Here is a 19,504-nt window from a genome sequence, read left to right as displayed (position 1 = left end):
AAGGACTTAGGGAGCAAAGGGTAAGGAGTAAGGAACAAAGACTAATGACTAACGACTAACGTCTAAAGACTAAAATAAGATGGGAAAACCAACCGGATTTAAGGAATTTGAACGGGCGCTCCCCAAAAAGGATCCCGTTGCAAACCGGAAGAAGACGTACAATGAATTTGTACATCCATATAGCGACGATGAACTCAACAGGCAGGCCGCACGGTGCATGAACTGTGGCATACCTTTCTGCCATTCGGGATGTCCCTTGGGTAATGTCATTCCCGAATTTAACGATGCGGTATACGACGGAAAATGGGAAGAAGCATACCGGATATTGGTGTCTACCAACAATTTTCCGGAATTTACGGGGCGGATATGCCCCGCACCCTGCGAATCGGCTTGTGTGTTGGGCATTAACCGATCGCCGGTTGCAATCGAAGAAATCGAAAAGCACATCATTGAAATCGCCTACAAACGGGAATATGTGAAGGCAAGGCCTACGCACCTGAAAACAGGAAAACGCGTGGCTGTTGTGGGCAGTGGCCCTGCAGGGTTGGCAGCAGCTGCGCAACTGATCCGCGTGGGTCACGAGGTAACCGTATACGAACGGGACGATAAACCGGGAGGATTGCTCCGTTACGGTATTCCGGACTTCAAATTGGAAAAATGGGTAATAGACCGCCGGATCAAAGTAATGAAAGAAGAAGGCATCGTGTTCCGCTGCAATGCCGAAGTGGGCAAAAATGTTCCGGCTGCTGAACTGCAGGCGTACGATGCGATCGTGCTTGCGGGTGGATCTACCATTCCACGTAACCTCAACATTCCGGGCAGGGAGCTTAAAGGTGTGCATTTTGCCATGGAGTTTCTGAAACAACAAAACAAACGGGTGGGCAACTCACCCTTTGAGGAGGAGGAAATTCTGGCCACAGGAAAACATGTGCTGGTCATTGGCGGGGGCGACACGGGCTCCGATTGCGTGGGTACCTCAAACCGCCACAAGGCCAAGTCCGTGACCCAATTTGAGCTGATGCCCCAGCCGCCCCAACAGCGTACGGAAGCCATGCCCTGGCCTACATACCCCATGCTGCTTAAAACCACCACATCGCATGAAGAAGGCTGCGAACGCCATTGGAGCATCAGCACGAAGGCGTTCATCGGCGATGACAAGGGCAACCTCAAAGCCGTGCGCATCGTTGACCTGGAATGGGAACGCGATCAGTTGGGCCGTCCGGTAAAATTCGCTGAAGTCCCCGGTTCCGAGCGTGAGATTCCCTGTGAACTCGCTTTGTTGGCCATGGGGTTCCTGCATCCACAGCACGAGGGACTTCTGCAACAGCTGGGTGTGGAATTAGACGAACGGGGCAATGTACGGGCAAAGGAAGGTGAGTACCAAACCTCCACCGCACGCGTTTTTGCGGCTGGCGATATGCGCCGTGGCCAATCGTTGGTGGTGTGGGCTATTTCTGAAGGACGCGAGTGTGCACGCAAAGTAGACGAGTACCTGATGGGCTATTCGGAACTTGAAAGCAAAGATGCTGTGTTTGACTACGCTTGATACGTACCGGTGGATTTCCGTTTGGCCAGTCGGTATCTCACGATTGGATAAAGGAAAACCGCCCCAAGAATGATAACAGCGCCGGCATAAAAGCCGGCGCTCATTTTTTCCTGATGACCAAAAAACAGCCAGGCGAGCGCGATCCCGTAGATCGGCTCCATATTGCTTGCCAGCGCTACACGAAATGCACTGATTTCCTTCATCACCGATACCGCTGCGACATACGCACCCGAAGTGCATACCGTACCCAGTAATAGCAGGTAGAGCCAGTCTGCTCCCGTTGCTTTCATTTCCTCATTAAAGCCACCCGAAGCCAGCATAACCAACGAAAGCAACAGCCATGCCCCCGCCATCTCATAAAGGCTGATGAGGGTAGCGCCGCTGCGCTTAATCAGCATGGAATTGATCGTACCAAAGAAGGCTGCCGCCAATGCCGCCGCCAATCCCAAAACAATCCCCCTGATATATTGGCTTTCAAATTTAAAAACCAGGTAGATGCCAACAATAATCAGCAAGCCGACAAACACTTCCATTTTTGAAGTTCGCCGCTTGTAAAACAACGGCTCCACCAGTGCTGTAAACAGCGTAACCGATGACAAGCAAACCAATGTAACCGATACCGTAGACGCCTTGATAGACTCAAAAAAAAGCAACCAATGCAATCCCACCAATCCGCCTGTGCAAAAGAAAGAGACAAAGTCCCGCCCACTTACTGCAAAAGATCGACCCCTGAGGGCAAAATAAAGGGCCAGCGACACGAAAGCAATCCCCACCCGGTACCATACCAGATGAACAGCTGAGATGGAAATGAGGTTACCCAGTATTCCGGTGAATCCCCATACCACTACGGTAAGATGCAAAATAAATAGATTGCGGCCGCTTGTTGGAGGTTCCATGGCAAAGGTTGGTTTATTTCGGTGCTTTATGCAGGAGGTAAAATGCTAACAAACCGAAAATGATATTAGGAATAAAAACTGCAATGATAGGCGGTAGCCCCCCTTTCAGCGAAAACATGGTCGAAAATTGGATAAACACAATGTAGGTGAAACTTAATCCAATTCCGATACCCAACGATAGCCCGATTCCGCCACGTACTTTCTTTGACGATAGGGCCACGCCCATCAGTGTAAGCACATAGGCAGCCAACGGCGTGACAAAGCGTTTGTATTTCTCCAGTAGCAAATCGGTCATCATGCCCGTGCCTCTGATTTTCTCTTTTTCGATGCGATCGTTCAGTTCGGTCATCTTCATAGCCGTGAATATATTGTCGTACACTTCGAAATCTCCCGGCGACATGTCCAGCAGCGTGTCCATGCTGGTACCTTTTACCATTTTCTCTTTTAGCGAATCGATCATGCGGATCGTATAATTTTCAATCCGCCAGTTATTTTTGATGGAATCCCACGTGATGCGGTCTGCCATCAGTTTTTCGGTCATCTCCCCTTCCTTGAATTTTTCAAGCACAAAATTGTACCCTATTTTCCGGTTATTGTCAAAATTATCAATGTACACATAGCTATCTTCGTCAATCTGCATGTGGGTGGAACTTTTGGTATTATTCGCGACGGGTTTTACATAAATCCGCTCAAAACCCACTTTTAGCTTATTGGTACGGGGAATGATGTATACACTGAACGCGAAATTGAGGGCAAATATTAAGGTGGCCGCAACCATATAGGGACGTATGAACCGATTGAAACTCATCCCTCCACTCAAAATCGGTACAATTTCGGTTTGGTCTGCCATTTTAGCCGTAAAAAAGATAACCGCAATAAAATTGATCAACGGCGACAGCATGTTCAGGTAAAAGGGAACAAATCCGGCATAATACTCAAACACAATTTTTGAGAGCGGGGCCTTGTGTTTCATAAAATCATCCAGCCGCTCAGACACGTCAAACACCACAGCTACGACAGTAAAAATAGCCATCGTAAATACAAACGTACTCAGGTATTTCCGGATGATATACCGATCAATAATATTAAACGAAGACTGCAGCCACCTCATCATACCCTATAACCTTTCGTCCAATTGTACCACCATTTTATTTTTCCATGCAAGAAAATCACCCGCCAAAATATGTTTGCGCGCCTCTCCCACCAACCAAAGATAAAAATGAAGGTTATGCAACGACGCAATCTGTGCGCCAAGAATTTCCTGCGACCGGATGAGATGCCTTAAATAAGCCTTGGTATATACCCGATCGGCCAGCAAATCACTTGTTGCATCAATCGGCGAAAAATCTGCCTCCCATTTCTTATTTTTGATATTAATAATCCCTTCTTTGGTGAACAGCATACCATTGCGCGCATTCCGCGTGGGCATTACGCAGTCAAACAGATCGATACCCAAGGCGATGTTCTCCAGGATATTGACCGGTGTACCCACTCCCATCAGATAACGCGGTTTTTCAGTAGGAAGTATGTTACAAACCAATTCGGTCATCGCATACATTTCCTCGGCCGGTTCGCCCACAGAAAGGCCACCGATGGCATTCCCGTCGCGTTCGAAGGATGCAATGGTTTCCGCTGACCGTGCCCTCAGATCCGGGTATACCGACCCCTGGACGATGGGGAAAAGCGTCTGTTCGTAACCATACAGCGGCTGCGTTTGGTCAAACCGCTCGCAACAGCGTTTCAGCCAGCGATGGGTCATATCCAACGAGCGCTTTGCATAGGAATAGTCACAGGGATACGGCGTACATTCATCAAAAGCCATTACAATATCTGCGCCGATGATCCGCTGCGTATCCATGACATTTTCAGGTGTAAAAAGGTGCTTCGAGCCATCAATATGCGAACGGAACGTTACTCCTTCTTCTTTGATTTTCCGTACTTCGGTAAGCGAATACACCTGGTAACCTCCACTGTCGGTTAATATCGGTTTGTCCCAACCGTTGAACCGGTGAAGGCCACCCGCACGGTTCAGGACATCCAGTCCGGGCCGCAGGTAAAGGTGGTACGTATTTCCGAGAATGATCTGCGCACCGATATCGTGTACCAATTCATGCTGATGTACCGCCTTTACGGTACCTGCTGTGCCTACAGGCATAAAAATGGGTGTCTCGATGGTGCCATGGGCGGTCTCCATTAAACCGGCACGCGCCCTGCACTGTTTATCTGTTGCCTGAAGGGTAAATTTCATGTTGCGCAAAAATAGGAAAAACAAATTAACCTACTATCTTTGGCAACGTATATGGACATATTCAGCCAAATAGCCGAGAACGCTTTTATCCTGTTATCGGGAATATGCGGGTTACTGTTGCTCTTTCAATTGTATTACATTTTATCGGTTTACAGCAAACTGGCACTTTACAAAATCCCGTCCTTACCGGTTAAATCTTCGCTCCCCCCCCTTTCCGTCATTATCTGTGCCCGTAACGAGGAAGAAAATTTACGGCGGAACCTTCCACATATCCTGGCGCAGGATTATCCTGCGTTTGAAGTGATCCTGGTCAATGATTTCTCCGAAGATGAGACCAAATGGTTGTTGCGGGACCTTTGCGCGCAATCTCCGTACCTCAAAGTAGTCGAAATCGCCGAGCATGTACGCCTCAAGCACGGCAAGAAGTTTGCCGTCACGCTTGGTATCAAAGCCGCTCAATACGAACACATGGTTTTTACCGATGCCGATTGCATTCCGCAATCCGACCAATGGCTCAAACACATGGGCAGTTCCTTTGATGGCGGAGAGGAAATCGTGCTCGGTTATTCTCCTTACCTGAAAAAACCGGGATTTCTCAATGCTTTAATCCGTTTTGAAACATTTCACACCGCCATGAGCTACCTTTCCTATGCACTTCGGAAGAATGCATACATGGGGGTAGGGCGCAATCTCGCTTATACCAAAAGCTTGTTTTTCAGGGGAAAGGGATTTGCAGCCCACATGCATATCGCCTCGGGTGACGACGATCTATTCGTGAACCAGAACGCTACCCCGCATAATACGGTCATCTGTATCCACCCCGAAGCACAGGTGTGGAGCGAACCCAAAACTACATTTTCAGCCTATGCCCGGCAGAAAACCCGGCATGCAGGGGCTTCCAAAGCGTACAAACCCTCCCATCGACGCATGTTAGCCACACAGCTTGTAACCGCGTTTCTTTTCTATGTGTTTGCCACCGCAACGCTTGTCGCCTACCCACAATACGGATACGTTGTCGCCGGAATGTATCTCTTCAGGCTGCTGGCGCAGCTCCTGGTCTATTATCCCATCATGAAAAAATTGCAGGTGAAGGGACTGTTATGGGGATTACCGGTGCTTGACTTCGTTTATTATTGCTATATCTGCCTCAATGGCTTTGCTGCACTTTATAAGAAGGACGTAAAATGGAAGTAATGTTCAGTCCGGGTGTCGAGATTATCTACCACTATTTCCCCAAGCTTTCCGAAATACAACGAGAACAATTTGCGAAATTAGGTACCCTATATGCGCACTGGAATGCGCAGATCAATGTAGTCTCACGCAAAGATATGGATAGTCTTTACCTTCACCATGTATTGCATTCCCTCGGTATTGCCAAGTTTATCCATTTTACTCCTGGCACACGTGTACTGGATGTCGGCACAGGGGGTGGCTTCCCGGGCATTCCATTGGCAATTTTATTCCCTGAACTATCATTCCATCTTGTCGACTCCATTGGCAAGAAAATCAAGGTTGTGCGGGAAGTTTCCACAGCAATTGGATTGAAAAATATGGAGGCTTACCACATGCGGGCAGAACAACTGGATGAAAAATACGATTTCGTGGTATCGCGTGCCGTTACCCGTTTGGCCGACTTCTACCCCTGGGTTAGCAATAAATTCCTCAAGAAAGATAAAAATGCCATTCCCAATGGCATCTTATACCTGAAAGGGGGCGATCTGCGCGAGGAAATACGGGAAGCGCGTGTGCGCGCAGAAATCCACCCATTATCCCAGTATTTTGCCGAAGATTTTTTTGAAACCAAACACCTGGTGTACATTCCGGTTTAAGCAAAGCGGGAATGCACTATGTGAGCAAAGGCAGCAGTTTAAGGGTCACGAACAACTGTCCCAAATGGCGTTGTGTATGTTCTGCCGCATGAAATAATAATCCGATCAAGGTTGTAGGGATACGTTTCCTGCCAAGGTACCGCGGATGGGTCAATTGATTTTCATCCGTCTGTTTGAGCTGCCCAATGGCCCAATCTACCCGTTCCTGTAAAGCAATTACCAACCCCGCACCACTTATTTCCGGCATTTCCATCCCTTCCGCGCGCAGACGGGCAAACTGCGCCTCCGATAAGGCCTGGTTGTTGGCATAGGTAAACATGCGTTCGATCACACCATCCATATGCTGTAAATGAAAGCCCACAGCAGCCCTCCCACCCGGGCGCTGCCATAGGTACCGGTTATCAAAATCTTCCATGTATACGGCCACTTCTTCTTTTACCTGCAACAGGGCATGTGCCACCGGCTGCAATAATGCCGGGACACCGGATATGGGACCGCGCATCCATACTTCGAGTTGTCGTTCTTCAGCCATTGATCTATCTCATTTTAAATGTACACAATATCGTATTTTTTTTCTACATTCGTATCCTCCTATGAGCCTGTTTCACCAAATCGCATTAACAAAAATAAACGGTGTCGGACCGGTCATTGCCCGTCATTTACTGGATCATTTTCAGGATGCCGAAGCGGTATTTTCTGCATCCCGGAAAGCACTTATGACCATCCCGGGAATCGGAAGCCGATTGGCCACTGCCATTTTAGAAACGCGGGTATTACGCGACGCAGAGAACGAACTTCAATTCATCGAAAAGCATCGTATCAAAGTACTTTTTTGGAATGAAAAGCATTATCCCAAACGCCTCACGGAATGCCCTGACGCGCCATTATTGCTTTATTATAAAGGAAACGCAGATCTTAACGCACCACGTATCATCAGTATCGTCGGCACACGAAACGCCACTTCCTATGGAAAAGCAATCTGCAGCGAACTGATCAGGGACCTTCAACCCTACCACACCAGCGTAATCAGCGGATTGGCATACGGTATTGATAGTCATGCCCACCAAAACGCCCTCGCTTATGGTTTACCTACTGTAGGCGTCCTGGGCCACGGTCTCGATCGGATCTACCCCTCGGCTAACCGCGAAATGGCAGCAAGAATGCTGGATCAGGGAGGATTACTCACCGAATTTCCATCCGGCACCAATCCCGATAGACAAAATTTTCCGATGCGCAACCGCATCATTGCCGGCTTGGCCGATGTGACCATCGTTGTGGAGGCCGCTACCCGCGGTGGCGCACTCATCACCGCAGAAATTGCCAACACCTACAACCGCGACGTATGTGCATTTCCGGGAAACCTGAATCAGGAATTTTCCGCAGGATGCAATTACCTCATCAAAACCAACCGTGCACACCTGATTACCGGTGCGAAGGACCTGGAATATCTTATGAACTGGGAAATCGACGAAACGCCTGCCCAGCCCAAACAACTCCCTCTTCATATTTCAATGGACAGGACTGAACAGCAGGTATTTGACACCATTCAGGCCATGGGACAGATGGCGGTGGATGAGCTCTCACGACGGTTGCAATGGCCACAGAGCAAACTAGCCATCACACTGCTTGAAATGGAAATGAAAGGCATCCTCGCTGCATTGCCGGGTAAGATGTATCGAATTCTTTCATAATCTTATTGGTTTTCTTCACTTTTTCCCTACCTTTGTGGCATGGGTAAGTCTTTTACGACCAGCTCCCCGAGAATCCCCCAGGGTGGGAACACAGCAAGGGTATTGGGTTGTAGCGGTGCGATAAAAGGAGCTTGCCCATATTTTATTTGTAGTTACCGGTTACTAACAAGTGTATGGCGACGCTTGCATATCCCCGCAAGTTTATCTAAGTTTGCACCCCATAACAACAATTTGCATGAGTTGGTTTAGACGTGAAAAGGCCGGAATCAGTACGGCTACCGAGCATAAAAAGGAAGCGCCCGACGGTCTTTGGAATAAATGCCCTTCCTGCAAAAAACCGTTGCTGAATATTGAGCAGATCGAAAATAAATATGTATGCCAGTATTGCGGTTATCACCTCCGCATCGGATCGGCAGCATACTTTTCCATCCTATTTGATGACAATCAGTTTACCGAGCTATTTGCCAATCTGAGATCGGGAGATCCCCTGCATTTTGAAGACACCAAGAAGTATACGGAACGACTGGAAGAAAGCTATGCCAAAACCGGATTGAACGATGCGATCCGCTGTGCCCGTGGCAAGGTACAGGGCCGTGATTTGGTGCTGGCATGCATGGATTTTACGTTCATCGGCGGTTCCATGGGATCGGTCGTGGGCGAAAAAATCGCCCGGTCTATCGACTATTGCTTACAACATCGGACTCCGTTCATGCTGATATCCAAATCGGGAGGTGCCCGTATGATGGAGGCTGCATTTTCATTGATGCAGATGGCCAAGACCTCTGCCAAACTTGCGCTGCTTAACGAAGCTAAATTACCTTACATCTGCCTGCTGACGGATCCGACAACCGGCGGGGTAACCGCTTCTTACGCCATGCTTGGCGACATCAACATTGCCGAACCGGGAGCACTGATTGGTTTTGCCGGCCCCCGTGTCATTAAGGAAACCATCAAAAAGGACTTACCTAAAGGGTTTCAGACTTCCGAGTTTTTGCTGGAACATGGGTTTTTGGACTTTATTGTCGACCGTCGGCAACTCAAAGAAAAAATAGCCCTGTTTTTATCCATGGTCAGCTAGCTGATTTTAATTTTGTACATAAAGGCAATTTTATATAAGTTTGTTTTCAACTAATTGGCGACCGCAGTATCGAAGTCAGTCTGAACTGTGAACTGAAGTGAATCAAATACAGCGCTAATGGCGAAAACAAAGTATCATTATAATTCTCATACGCTGAAATATGAGAAAATAAAAACAAGCACCAAGACCTGGGTTTTACGAATTATCGGCTTCCTGACCAGTTCCTTCGCTTGTGCCATTTTTCTTTTCTATGTGGGTTTCACATTTTTTGACTCGCCCAAAGAAAAACAGATGCAGCGGGAAATGGACCAAATGGCGCTTCAATACAACCTGATGCAGGAACGCATGAAACAGATCGATGCTTCCCTCGAAAGCATGCAGCGCCGCGACGATCATATTTACCGGGTCATTTTTGAAGCAGACCCCATCGATCCTGATATCCGCAAAGCGGGATTTGGCGGCATTAACCGATATAAAAGCCTGGAACACTTCAGCAATTCAGATTTGATGGTTGAAACGGCCAAAAAACTCGATTACATAACCAAGGCACTGTATATACAATCGAAATCGTACGATGAGCTGACGGAAATGGCTAAATCCAAAGCGGAAATGATGGCAAGCATACCAGCCATCCAACCCGTAGACAGCCGGAAAGGACAGGTTGGTGTATCAGGTTTCGGGATCCGGATACACCCGGTATATAAAATCCGGAAAATGCACGCGGGAATCGATTTTGCGGCACCCGTAGGTACTCCGATTTACGCAACCGGAAATGGAAAGGTCGAAGCGGTGGGAATGGATAGCGGATATGGACAGCGGATAATCATCAATCATGGCTACAGCTATAAAACGCTATACGGCCATATGAACCGGTTCGCTGTACGGGTGGGTCAACAGGTAAAACGAGGTGACCTGATCGGTTACGTGGGCAACACGGGAATTTCCACAGGCCCTCATGTACATTACGAAGTGCATAAAAACAGCAAACCGGTGAATCCCATAAATTTCATCTATAATGATCTTTCACCCGCAGAATATGTAGCGATTCTAGAAGCTGCTTCCCAGGAAAATCAGTCGTTTGATTGATAGCCTTAGGATATTCCAAGGGTAATCGTATCTTTGCAATACAAGGTGCATTAATCTGGTTCGTTATATGCCTTACAAAGAGCGCGAAATCAACAAACTCTATTACACCATGGGGGAAGTGACGGCCATGTTTGGCGTCAATGCGTCCCAAATACGGTTTTACGAACGTGAGTTCGATATTCTTCAACCCAAGAAGAATAAGAAAGGCAACCGCCTGTTTACGCCGGACGACATTGCCAATCTGAAAATCATCTTCAATTTGGTCAAAGATAAAGGATACACATTGCAGGGGGCGAGAGATTATCTGCGGGACAACAAAAGTGAAGCGCGGGAAAACCAACGGGTGATTGACTCACTCCAGCGCCTGAAAGCCTTCCTACTGGAAGTGCGGGACAGCCTCTAACTGTATAAACTCCTCCACTTTTTCCACCATTGCTGTACTACCGATAAAAATCGGTGTGCGCTCATGGAGATTCCGGGGTTGGATATCCAGGATCCGGCGATACCCATCGGTTGCTTTCCCACCTGCCTGCTCGACGATGAAAGCCAATGGATTGCATTCGTACATCAAGCGCAATTTGCCTTGGGGATGGGATGACGTAGTGGGATACAGAAAAACCCCGCCTTTGATCAAATTGCGATGTACATCGGCCACCATTGATCCGATATACCGGGAAGTAAAAGGCCGGTTGGTCTCCTTCTCTTCTACCTGGCAATATTTGATGTAATCTTTTACCCCCTGTGGAAATTTCACGTAGTTTCCTTCGTTAATCGAATAAATCGTCCCATCAAGCGGTATCCGCATATTGGGATGTGAAAGACAAAACTCACCGATCGAGGGATCGAGTGTGAAGCCGTTCACCCCCTTGCCTGTGGTATAAACCAGCATCGTGGAAGAACCATACACCACATAGCCCGCCGCAACCTGACAAGTTCCTTTTTGAAGCACTTCCTCGGGCCGTACGGGTCCCACCGGATTCATGCGTCTGTATATGGAAAAAATGGTACCGACAGAAACATTGACATCAATGTTCGAAGAACCATCCAATGGATCGATACAAACGATATATTTGGCATCTTGCGATACATGTGAATCGATAAAAATACAATCATCGTGTTCCTCAGAGGCAACCAGACAGCATTCGCCGCCACTACGCAAAGCTGAGATGAATTGCTCATCTGCATACACGTCGAGCTTCTTCTGGCCTTCTCCCTGAATATTGGTGGTACCGTTATCCCCGAGTATATCGACAAGCCCGGCTTTGTTTACCTCCCTGTTTACAATTTTTGCGGCAATACCGATATCGCGCAAAAGCCTTGACAATTCACCCTTCGCATACGGAAAGTCTGCCTGCTTTTCAATAATGAACTGGCCCAACGTGGTCACTTTCGTCATAGAGTCCGTTTTAGTTAGTGTATTTTATATTTTAAAATTTCGGACAAAAATAGCCAAAAATGCCATTTAAGCAAGTAAATCATAAAAACTTAGTGTAAATAAAAAATTAATTGCCTCTCAATTCTATCACTTCCAGGTTTTCAATACGCTTATCGTCGATGCTAAAACGTAAAAGCGTACGGACTTTGTGCCACCCCTGTTTTCCCGCGGCTCCGGGGTTGAGGTGTAAACACTGTAACTTTTGATCGTACATCACCTTGAGAATATGCGAATGCCCGCAAATAAAGAGCTTTGGAGGGTTCAATTGGATGGCTTTGCGCACCTGGGGGCTGTAGTGATTAGGGTAACCACCGATGTGGGTCATCCAGACATCCACGGCTTCGCAATCGAAACGCAGGTGTTCGGGATACACAGCCCGGATATCTTTACCGTCTATGTTCCCATATACCCCCTTTAAGGGTTTAAAGGCCGCAAGTGTATCTGCCACGGCAATATTTCCGAAATCTCCCGCATGCCATATTTCGTCGCACGACTCAAAATAGTTGAATACGGCCTCATCCAAGTAACCGTGTGTATCCGAAAGCAATCCGATCCTGGTCATATAAAGGCGAATATAAGGATTCTTAGAACGCCACAAAAAAGTCTTTCAGCAATGCCCGGTATGCAGGACTGTATATGCCTTTGTCTTCGTAAATCACCAAATCGCCGGTAAGTGCAGGGAGCGCTGACGGAAGTTTGCCTATGGCTACGATGCGGCGGATCGGAGGTTGGGATACAAACGAACGGATAGCTAGCCGTCCTTGCACGACCATCCCGTACTCACCGGTTGCCCGTTGTTCGATCCATTCCGCCAAAGAAACCGGGAGTATAAGCTGAAGGCTCCCCTTTTCTTCCAGCCACATAGCCGCCCGCTCCAGCAACTGGGAGTAAAATAACACGTTGGTATGCCGTGATACCTGTTTCCGCCGATCGCGGTTTTTAAGCGCATGCAGAAAAAAGGGCGGATTGGATACGATGAGATCAAAAGGTTTCTCCGGCTGGAAATCTGCCAGTGCCACCTCCTGAGCAGAAATGCGCTCCGCGAAAACGGATCTGATAAAATTCTTGCCCGCCAGCCTGGCCGCTGTTGCATCCATTTCGATGGCGGCTACCGTCGCCCCGGGAAACCGTTGTGCCAGCATCAAGGCGATCACGCCTGTACCCGTACCTATATCGAGGATGCGAACGGGATTTGTCGCAAAGGCGACAGCCCCCAGCAATACACCATCGGTATTAATCTTCATGGTACTTCCGGTCTGATCAACTGCAAATTGTTTGAAGCGGAATATAGACATACGGGGTAAAGTTAAAAAGTTTGTCACATTGCCAAAAAAAAGGATTTTCTATTGCGGAATTACTGAATAGTTCCGATTATTGTACAAATTCATAGATAATCTGCGTTTTCTAAGCGAATTGCCGAATAACCTGTTGCATACATGAAGAATTTTCGGTACGGTACTGACAAACTTACGATAGGATCGGTTATAGGGCTCACACGGGGCCTCCTTCAGGGAACACTTTCTGCCAAGTCACGGCATAAAGTGGATCAATCCGAAGCGTTTGTAAAAAGCATGGTATCCCACAACGATGTCGTATACGGCATCAACACAGGATTCGGCCCTTTATGCGATACCATCATTTCCGCCGAAGATACACCCCAACTGCAATACAATCTGCTGCAGAGCCATGCAGTTGGCGTTGGCAACCCCATTCCGGCCAGCGTTGCTAAAACGATGATGATTATCAAAGCGCAGGCGCTAGCCCAAGGGTATTCCGGTGTGCAACTACGTACATTGGAACGCATTATCTGGATGGCTGAACAGGATCTCATCCCCGTTGTGCCTTCCCGGGGTTCGGTTGGTGCATCCGGTGATCTTGCCCCGCTTTCCCACCTGTTTTTGCCGCTCATCGGACTGGGCAACGTGTATTACAAAGGGGGCATCATACCCGCCGACGTGGCACTGAAGGCCTATGGGATGTCTCCACTTCAGCTTGGCCCCAAAGAAGGATTGGCACTCATCAATGGCACTCAGTTCATAGCAGCCTACGCTGTGCACGCCTTACACCGGATGTACAACGCACTGGAAGTAGCCGATCTGATCGGAGCGATGTCGTTGGAAGGACTGATGGGCTCTTACAAACCATTTGATTCACGCCTACACGAAATCCGGCCGTTTCCGGGCAATCAGTTAGTCGCTCATCGCCTGTGGGAATTGCTCCATACATCCGAGATTGCCAATTCCCATCCCGATTGCGGACGTGTACAGGATCCATACTCATTGAGGTGTATGCCCCAGGTGCATGGGGCTTCACGGACGGCTTGGCTGCATCTCAAAGAGCTCACCGAAATCGAAATCAATGCCGTCACCGATAATCCCATCGTATTGGGCCCGCATGAAGCCATCAGCGGCGGTAATTTCCATGGCCAGCCCTTGGCCCTAGCCATTGATTATGCCACTGTCGGTGCCGCGGAGCTGGGTAATATTTCGGATCGCCGGAGTTATCTCATCATCGAAGGCCGGTATGGTCTTCCCAAGCTGCTGATACCGAATGCAGGCCTTCACTCGGGTTTCATGGTACCACAGTATACATCAGCTGCATTGGTATCTGAAAATAAAACATTGTGTTTTCCGGCAAGTGCGGATAGTATTCCGACGTCTCTGGGTCAGGAAGATCACGTATCGATGGGCGCGATCGGTGCCCGTAAATTGAATAGCGTTCTTGACAACCTCGAATACATTCTGGCCATCGAATTGTTGTATGCGGCACAGGCCCTGGAATTTCGTCGTCCCCTCAGGTCATCAGCGGTATTGGAAGCTTGCCATACGCTGGTAAGAACAGAGGTTCCCTTTGCGGATCGCGACCGGATTTTTGCCGACGACATCGAAAAGCTCCAGCATCTGATCCATAGCGGAAAGCTTTTGGAAACCGCAAATCAGGCCGCTAAAACCAGCCATTGCCCCCTTAATAAATCGGCGTATGATGCGTTCCGGATTTAGGCCTCAAATTTATACCCCACACCTTTTACGGTGGAGACGTAATTTTCACCTATTTTTTCGCGCAATTTGCGGATGTGTACGTCAATGGTCCGGTTGGTGACCACTACCGAGTCTTCCCAGATATTCTTTAAAATTACCTCGCGGGTATAAACTTTGCCCGGTTTAGAAGCTAACAGATAAAGTAATTCAAATTCCTTTTTGGCCAGCACTATCTTTTCGCCGTTTCTGAATACCAAAAAAGCTTCCCGATCGATCACCAAATCTGAAATTTCCAGCTTCTCATTCGGAATTTCATCCGTTGGGGCGTTCCGTCTCAGAATGGCATTGATACGGCTCAGCAATGCACGGGGTTTGATGGGCTTAGCAATGTAATCGTCCGCACCGACATTGAATCCTGCTATCTCCGAATATTCCTCACTGCGTGCGGTAAGAAACACCATGAACGTACTTTTGAATTCCGGCATAGCCCGCATGATTCGGCAAGCCTCTATTCCATCCATTTTGGGCATCATTACATCCAGGATAATCAGATCAGGCATGATCTTCTTGGCCGTCGTCACAGCTTCCTGTCCATTGGACGCGGTGTGTACCTGATATCCTTCCCGTTTGAGATTATATGCAATCAGTTCCACAATATCGGGTTCATCGTCGACCACCAAGATCTTTTGTTTTGCAGTGCTCATCGTGTTTTTTTTTGCTAAAGTATGTACTTAATGACAAATCACCGTTAAATCAAGATTAATAAATCGTTAAACCACACATGCTATTAACACAGAATATGCACTAATCCAATGTTTTCTTTAAAAAAGCTTCCAACTCAGCACCCCGCAGGTTCTTAGCAACAATAATCCCCTTCGGATCAAGGAGATAGGAGGTCGGAATAGCCTGTATGCGGTACAAGCCCACCACTTCGCTACCCCATTGCTGCAAGTCCGAAACCTGAGTCCATTCCAATCCATCGTCCTTGATGGCACGCATCCAGGAGCCGGGATTGTCATCAAGCGATACCCCCAATATGGTAAACCCTTTATCCTTATATGTATGGTATTGCTTTACGATATTCGGGTTTTCCTGCCGGCAGGGTCCACACCAGGAGGCCCAAAAATCCACTAATGTATATTTCCCGCGAAAGTCAGACAATTTGACCCGTTGATTGTTGGGGGTTAACGATTCAAAATCAGGCGCCGGCTGGCCGATAGCCAGTCGTTTCAGACGCGCCATTTCGTCTATAAATTGCCGTACCTGCACATTATCATCCCACCGCCCCGCTATCCGGTCTGCATAGGCTACCAGCTCCGTTTCAGCCACTTCCTTATCCAGCGTACTCATTGCGTAAAAGCCGGCCAGGTCATCGTGTTCATTTGCAAACCGTACGGCCGCATCTGTGTAACTTTTCATGTGCTGCCGGTATTTTTGCATAAACTGCTCCCTCAGATTCATCAGTGCTGCGTCATCCAATCGGGCAGCCTGGCTGGCAAACGAAGATTCCAATTCTGCCTCAAACTGTTCTTTCTCAGCAATCGTACTAGCAAAATGCTGTATCTTTTCGGACAATGGCGAACCGGAAATTTCGTAATCGTTCCCATCCGACATCAGATCGGCATGGAACGTGACACGGTCGCCATTCTGTAGAATCAGATGATATTTTTTGGTACCCGCCTGCAATGTGAGCAGCCTGGGGTGGGAAGCCGTACGCCGCAATACAAACCTACCCTGTTCGTTCAAAAACACGGAATCCAATTTCCGATCCGCTTCATACAACGATACAGTGTGTGTATTTCCGGCATTACTGATCTCTCCCTCGATCGTGAACTGCTCGTTATCGGTACAGGCCGGCAACAAGTATACTAAAAATCCGGTTATTACAGCGATTCTTTTCATTCGAAACCGTTATTAATCCTTAAACTTGCCATTTATCCATCCACAAAATCCCGTGCCTTGGTCAATGCCCGATACAGGCCACTGGCATCCTTACCTCCTGCCGTAGCATAAAAGGCCTGTCCGCCGCCGCCGCCTTGTATCTCTTTAGCGAGTTCCCGCACCACGGCACCTGCATTCCAGCCCTTATCTTTAACCAGATTATCAGAAATAACCACGGTGAGCGAAGGTTTGCCGTTAATTTCAGCGGCCAGCACAAGAAACAGGTTTTCAACCGCCCCTTTCAGCGCATAAGCCAGGGTCTTCACGGCCTCGTTATTAGGTAAGTCTACCTGCTCGGCTATGAAAGTAATACCGTTCACATGGAAGGCTTTCGCAGCTAATTCCTCTTTCAGTTTCAGTGCTTTTTCCGTTATGGCACGTTCTACTTCCTTTTTCAATACGCTATTTTCTTCCAGCAACCGGTCCAAAGCCGACACAAAGTCCTTGGGACTGTTAAGCAGTTCCCTGAACCTATTAACGATGGATGTCTGTTCCTCGACGAACCGCTCGGCGGCGCTTCCGGTAATTGCCTCGATCCGCCGCACGCCGGCAGCCACTGCACTTTCGGCTATGATTTTAAAAAAACCGATCTGCCCGGTTGCCCGTACATGTGTGCCTCCGCATAACTCTTTGGAAAAACCGTCGTCAAATGTGATTACCCGGACACGGTCTCCGTATTTTTCACCGAACAAAGCCGTCACCCCGGTATCGATTGCCGTCTGGAAGGGTATATCCCGTTCTTCTTTCAGTGGAATATTTTCCCGTACTTTCTCGTTTACAATACGTTCAATCTGTAAAAGCTCTTCATCGCTCACCTTCGCAAAATGTGAAAAATCGAAACGGAGGTAATCGGCATTGACCAACGATCCCTTTTGGTTCACATGATTGCCTAGTACCTGCTTCAACGCAGCATGAAGCAAGTGCGTAGCCGAATGGTTTCCTTCTGTATCACGCCGTTTTTGAGCATCAACTTTGGCCACAAAAATCCCCTGCAACTCCGCCGGAATCACTTGCGCGTAATGCACGATAAGCCCATTTTCCTTTTTGGTGTCGGTAATAACGATCCGTTCGCCGGTCTCCTGAGAAACCAACGTACCGGTATCGCCCGCCTGCCCGCCACCTTCCGCGTAAAACGGTGTGACAGACAGTACCAATTGATACTGTTCCCTGCCCTTTGCCTTGATCTTTCGGTATTTGAGTACCTCGGTTTCACATTCCAATCGGTCATATCCCACAAAATCCACTGTCTCGCTTTCATGCAATACCACCCAATCATCGGTATCGATCACCGTAGCGGCCCTTGAACGGTCCTTCTGCGCAGCCAGCGCCTGCTGGAACCCCCGCATGTCTACCTTCAATCCCTTTTCTCTCGCCAGCAATTCGGTCAGATCTATGGGAAAACCGAATGTATCATACAATTCGAAAGCAAAATCGCCCGTAATTGCTTGCTTTTCCTTTACATAATTCTCAAAACGCTGAACACCTGTAACCAACGTACGCAGGAAAGACTGCTCTTCCTCGAGAACCACTTTCTGAACAAAATCCTGCTGAGACTTCAACTCGTCAAAGACCCCTTCAAACTGTTTCGCCAGCAACGGAACCAGCTCGTGGAGGAATGGCTCCTTAAAATGAAGAAATGTGTAGGCATAGCGTACAGCACGCCTCAGAATCCGTCGGATTACGTACCCCGCCTTATTGTTCGATGGCAACTGCCCGTCGGCAATCGTGAAGCTGATGGCACGGATGTGATCAGCCAGCACACGCATGGCAATATCCGTCTTTTCATCCTGTCCATAGGGTATCCCAGCTCTATCGGCGATATAGCCGATAATCGGTTGAAAAACATCGGTATCGTAGTTAGACGTTTTGCCCTGGATTACGCGTACCAGCCGTTCAAACCCCATGCCCGTATCCACATGCTTCGCGGGGAGTGGATTCAATGAGCCATCTTTCTGACGATTAAACTGCATGAATACCAGGTTCCAGATTTCAATTACCTGTGGATGATCGGCATTAACCAGTGTTTTCCCGTCCACCACAGTCCGTTCCGTATCCGGACGGCAGTCCACATGTATTTCAGAACAAGGCCCACAGGGCCCTGTATCTCCCATTTCCCAAAAATTATCCTTCTTGTTGCCCAATAAGATACGGTCTTCCGGAATAATGGTCTTCCAGTAGGCATAGGCATCCTCATCCCTAGACAGCCCGTCAGCCTCATCTCCCTCGAAAATCGTTACGTAAAGCCTATCTTTATCCAGTTTATACACCTCCGTAAGCAATTCCCAGCTCCAGGCGATGGCTTCTTTTTTGAAATAATCACCGAAACTCCAGTTTCCCAGCATTTCGAATAAGGTGTGGTGATAGGTGTCGATTCCCACTTCTTCCAAATCGTTGTGTTTTCCCGAAACACGCAAGCAACGTTGGGTATCCGCTATACGGGGGAAATGTGCGCGGGCCTCACCCAGAAAAATGTCCTTGAATTGGTTCATCCCCGCATTGGTAAACATCAATGTTGGATCATTCTTGACAACAACCGGTGCGGAAGGTACGATATGGTGGTCTTTATTTTTGAAAAAAGCCAAAAAGGCTGCACGGATTTCCCTACTTGTCATTGAAACAGATGTGTTTAATATTCGCGCAAACTTAGGCAAAATTGCCTGTATTTCCAATGGATGGGCAACGCTGTCACCACATGAGGTACCGTGTACCTGCGGAAAATGGCCGGCATAAAATACAAGGGTACACGCAGCTGTTTAGGGATAACCTTTTCAGTTAT

The 19,504-nt window shown here is 48.1% G+C and carries 18 protein-coding genes and 1 other RNA gene; 9 read left to right on the top strand and 10 right to left on the bottom strand.

The window, feature by feature from the left end; genetic code table 11:
- The first annotated feature begins 79 nt into the window (after nt 1–79).
- Nucleotides 80–1,546 carry a glutamate synthase subunit beta gene (locus tag IEX60_RS04710; RefSeq protein ID WP_188747965.1) on the top strand — a complete coding sequence of 489 codons (1,467 nt, stop codon included), beginning with the start codon at nt 80–82 and terminating at the stop codon, nt 1,544–1,546.
- Here the strand turns inward: IEX60_RS04710 and IEX60_RS04705 are convergent.
- Genes IEX60_RS04705 through tgt form a run of 3 tightly spaced genes read right to left on the bottom strand, consistent with a single transcriptional unit; the run spans nt 1,537 to nt 4,690 of the window.
- Nucleotides 1,537–2,442: a DMT family transporter gene (locus IEX60_RS04705; RefSeq protein WP_188747962.1), complete on the bottom strand. Its 906-nt coding sequence runs from the start codon at nt 2,440–2,442 to the stop codon at nt 1,537–1,539. The genes IEX60_RS04710 and IEX60_RS04705 overlap by 10 nt on opposite strands.
- A gap of 13 nt (nt 2,443–2,455) precedes the next feature.
- Complete coding sequence (locus IEX60_RS04700) at nt 2,456–3,553, bottom strand: LptF/LptG family permease (RefSeq protein ID WP_188748635.1); 1,098 nt, start codon at nt 3,551–3,553, stop codon at nt 2,456–2,458.
- Nucleotides 3,554–3,559: 6 nt separating this feature from the next.
- On the bottom strand, nt 3,560–4,690 hold the full coding sequence (gene tgt / locus IEX60_RS04695) for a tRNA guanosine(34) transglycosylase Tgt (protein WP_188747960.1): 1,131 nt from the start codon (nt 4,688–4,690) through the stop codon (nt 3,560–3,562).
- Between the two features lie 51 nt (nt 4,691–4,741).
- Here tgt and IEX60_RS04690 point away from each other — a divergent pair, with 51 nt between their 5' ends.
- Entirely contained in the window at nt 4,742–5,884 is a 1,143-nt protein-coding gene (locus IEX60_RS04690) for a glycosyltransferase (protein ID WP_188747958.1), read from the top strand.
- Nucleotides 5,875–6,519 carry a 16S rRNA (guanine(527)-N(7))-methyltransferase RsmG gene (rsmG, locus tag IEX60_RS04685; RefSeq protein WP_188747956.1) on the top strand — a complete coding sequence of 215 codons (645 nt, stop codon included), beginning with the start codon at nt 5,875–5,877 and terminating at the stop codon, nt 6,517–6,519. Before IEX60_RS04690 ends, rsmG begins: the two co-directional genes overlap by 10 nt.
- A gap of 16 nt (nt 6,520–6,535) precedes the next feature.
- Here rsmG and IEX60_RS04680 read toward each other — a convergent pair whose 3' ends face one another.
- Nucleotides 6,536–7,051: a DinB family protein gene (locus IEX60_RS04680; protein ID WP_188747953.1), complete on the bottom strand. Its 516-nt coding sequence runs from the start codon at nt 7,049–7,051 to the stop codon at nt 6,536–6,538.
- Nucleotides 7,052–7,112: 61 nt separating this feature from the next.
- Here IEX60_RS04680 and dprA point away from each other — a divergent pair, with 61 nt between their 5' ends.
- From dprA to IEX60_RS04655, 5 genes are all read left to right on the top strand, one after another.
- A complete protein-coding gene (dprA, locus tag IEX60_RS04675) occupies nt 7,113–8,210 on the top strand; it encodes a DNA-processing protein DprA (RefSeq protein WP_188747951.1) in 1,098 nt (365 codons plus the stop codon).
- 41 nt (nt 8,211–8,251) lie between these two features.
- Nucleotides 8,252–8,350, top strand: an RNA gene (ffs, locus tag IEX60_RS04670) — signal recognition particle sRNA small type.
- Between the two features lie 95 nt (nt 8,351–8,445).
- Nucleotides 8,446–9,288, top strand: a complete 843-nt coding sequence (accD, locus tag IEX60_RS04665; RefSeq protein ID WP_188747949.1) for an acetyl-CoA carboxylase, carboxyltransferase subunit beta — start codon at nt 8,446–8,448, stop codon at nt 9,286–9,288.
- A gap of 117 nt (nt 9,289–9,405) precedes the next feature.
- Nucleotides 9,406–10,374 (top strand): M23 family metallopeptidase, encoded by a 969-nt coding sequence (locus tag IEX60_RS04660; protein ID WP_188747947.1) that lies wholly within the window; start codon nt 9,406–9,408, stop codon nt 10,372–10,374.
- A 67-nt stretch (nt 10,375–10,441) separates the two neighbouring features.
- Nucleotides 10,442–10,777, top strand: coding sequence for a MerR family transcriptional regulator (locus IEX60_RS04655; protein ID WP_188747945.1), 336 nt, complete (start codon nt 10,442–10,444; stop codon nt 10,775–10,777).
- Here the strand turns inward: IEX60_RS04655 and fbp are convergent.
- The 3 genes from fbp to IEX60_RS04640 form a co-directional block, all read right to left on the bottom strand.
- A complete protein-coding gene (gene fbp, locus IEX60_RS04650) occupies nt 10,751–11,770 on the bottom strand; it encodes a class 1 fructose-bisphosphatase (RefSeq protein ID WP_188747943.1) in 1,020 nt (339 codons plus the stop codon). The two genes, IEX60_RS04655 and fbp, sit on opposite strands and share 27 nt — an antisense overlap.
- A 106-nt stretch (nt 11,771–11,876) precedes the next feature.
- Nucleotides 11,877–12,371: a metallophosphoesterase family protein gene (locus tag IEX60_RS04645; protein ID WP_188747940.1), complete on the bottom strand. Its 495-nt coding sequence runs from the start codon at nt 12,369–12,371 to the stop codon at nt 11,877–11,879.
- A 22-nt stretch (nt 12,372–12,393) separates the two neighbouring features.
- On the bottom strand, nt 12,394–13,104 hold the full coding sequence (locus IEX60_RS04640) for a tRNA1(Val) (adenine(37)-N6)-methyltransferase (RefSeq protein ID WP_188747938.1): 711 nt from the start codon (nt 13,102–13,104) through the stop codon (nt 12,394–12,396).
- A 141-nt stretch (nt 13,105–13,245) separates the two neighbouring features.
- On the opposite strand from IEX60_RS04640, the gene hutH reads away from it, so the two are divergent.
- Nucleotides 13,246–14,808 (top strand): histidine ammonia-lyase, encoded by a 1,563-nt coding sequence (hutH, locus tag IEX60_RS04635; protein WP_188747935.1) that lies wholly within the window; start codon nt 13,246–13,248, stop codon nt 14,806–14,808.
- Here the strand turns inward: hutH and IEX60_RS04630 are convergent.
- The 3 genes from IEX60_RS04630 to alaS form a co-directional block, all read right to left on the bottom strand.
- Nucleotides 14,805–15,491, bottom strand: a complete 687-nt coding sequence (locus tag IEX60_RS04630) for a response regulator transcription factor (protein WP_188747932.1) — start codon at nt 15,489–15,491, stop codon at nt 14,805–14,807. The two genes, hutH and IEX60_RS04630, sit on opposite strands and share 4 nt — an antisense overlap.
- 100 nt (nt 15,492–15,591) lie before the next feature.
- Entirely contained in the window at nt 15,592–16,689 is a 1,098-nt protein-coding gene (locus tag IEX60_RS04625) for a TlpA disulfide reductase family protein (RefSeq protein ID WP_188747930.1), read from the bottom strand.
- Between the two features lie 32 nt (nt 16,690–16,721).
- A complete protein-coding gene (gene alaS / locus IEX60_RS04620; RefSeq protein ID WP_188747928.1) occupies nt 16,722–19,340 on the bottom strand; it encodes an alanine--tRNA ligase in 2,619 nt (872 codons plus the stop codon).
- Between the last annotated feature and the right edge of the window lie 164 nt (nt 19,341–19,504).

Origin of the sequence: Parapedobacter defluvii (assembly GCF_014642075.1) — a bacterium.
In the GTDB taxonomy this organism is placed as follows: Bacteria; Bacteroidota; Bacteroidia; order Sphingobacteriales; family Sphingobacteriaceae; genus Parapedobacter; species Parapedobacter defluvii.
Note: the sequence above shows the minus strand (reverse complement) of the source record. Positions and strands in the feature narration are given on the sequence as shown.

Excerpts from the sequence above, each read along its gene's own strand:
- alaS (WP_188747928.1), bottom strand. The coding sequence starts at position 19,340 with ATGACAAGTAGGGAAATCCGTGCAGCCTTTTTGGCTTTTTTCAAAAAT.
- accD (WP_188747949.1), top strand. The coding sequence starts at position 8,446 with ATGAGTTGGTTTAGACGTGAAAAGGCCGGAATCAGTACGGCTACCGAG.
- IEX60_RS04680 (WP_188747953.1), bottom strand. The coding sequence starts at position 7,051 with ATGGCTGAAGAACGACAACTCGAAGTATGGATGCGCGGTCCCATATCC.
- fbp (WP_188747943.1), bottom strand. The coding sequence starts at position 11,770 with ATGACGAAAGTGACCACGTTGGGCCAGTTCATTATTGAAAAGCAGGCA.
- IEX60_RS04630 (WP_188747932.1), bottom strand. The coding sequence starts at position 15,491 with ATGAGCACTGCAAAACAAAAGATCTTGGTGGTCGACGATGAACCCGAT.
- dprA (WP_188747951.1), top strand. The coding sequence starts at position 7,113 with ATGAGCCTGTTTCACCAAATCGCATTAACAAAAATAAACGGTGTCGGA.
- IEX60_RS04705 (WP_188747962.1), bottom strand. The coding sequence starts at position 2,442 with ATGGAACCTCCAACAAGCGGCCGCAATCTATTTATTTTGCATCTTACC.
- IEX60_RS04625 (WP_188747930.1), bottom strand. The coding sequence starts at position 16,689 with ATGAAAAGAATCGCTGTAATAACCGGATTTTTAGTATACTTGTTGCCG.
- IEX60_RS04690 (WP_188747958.1), top strand. The coding sequence starts at position 4,742 with ATGGACATATTCAGCCAAATAGCCGAGAACGCTTTTATCCTGTTATCG.
- rsmG (WP_188747956.1), top strand. The coding sequence starts at position 5,875 with ATGGAAGTAATGTTCAGTCCGGGTGTCGAGATTATCTACCACTATTTC.
- IEX60_RS04700 (WP_188748635.1), bottom strand. The coding sequence starts at position 3,553 with ATGAGGTGGCTGCAGTCTTCGTTTAATATTATTGATCGGTATATCATC.
- IEX60_RS04645 (WP_188747940.1), bottom strand. The coding sequence starts at position 12,371 with ATGACCAGGATCGGATTGCTTTCGGATACACACGGTTACTTGGATGAG.
- hutH (WP_188747935.1), top strand. The coding sequence starts at position 13,246 with ATGAAGAATTTTCGGTACGGTACTGACAAACTTACGATAGGATCGGTT.
- IEX60_RS04655 (WP_188747945.1), top strand. The coding sequence starts at position 10,442 with ATGCCTTACAAAGAGCGCGAAATCAACAAACTCTATTACACCATGGGG.
- IEX60_RS04640 (WP_188747938.1), bottom strand. The coding sequence starts at position 13,104 with ATGTCTATATTCCGCTTCAAACAATTTGCAGTTGATCAGACCGGAAGT.
- IEX60_RS04710 (WP_188747965.1), top strand. The coding sequence starts at position 80 with ATGGGAAAACCAACCGGATTTAAGGAATTTGAACGGGCGCTCCCCAAA.
- tgt (WP_188747960.1), bottom strand. The coding sequence starts at position 4,690 with ATGAAATTTACCCTTCAGGCAACAGATAAACAGTGCAGGGCGCGTGCC.
- IEX60_RS04660 (WP_188747947.1), top strand. The coding sequence starts at position 9,406 with ATGGCGAAAACAAAGTATCATTATAATTCTCATACGCTGAAATATGAG.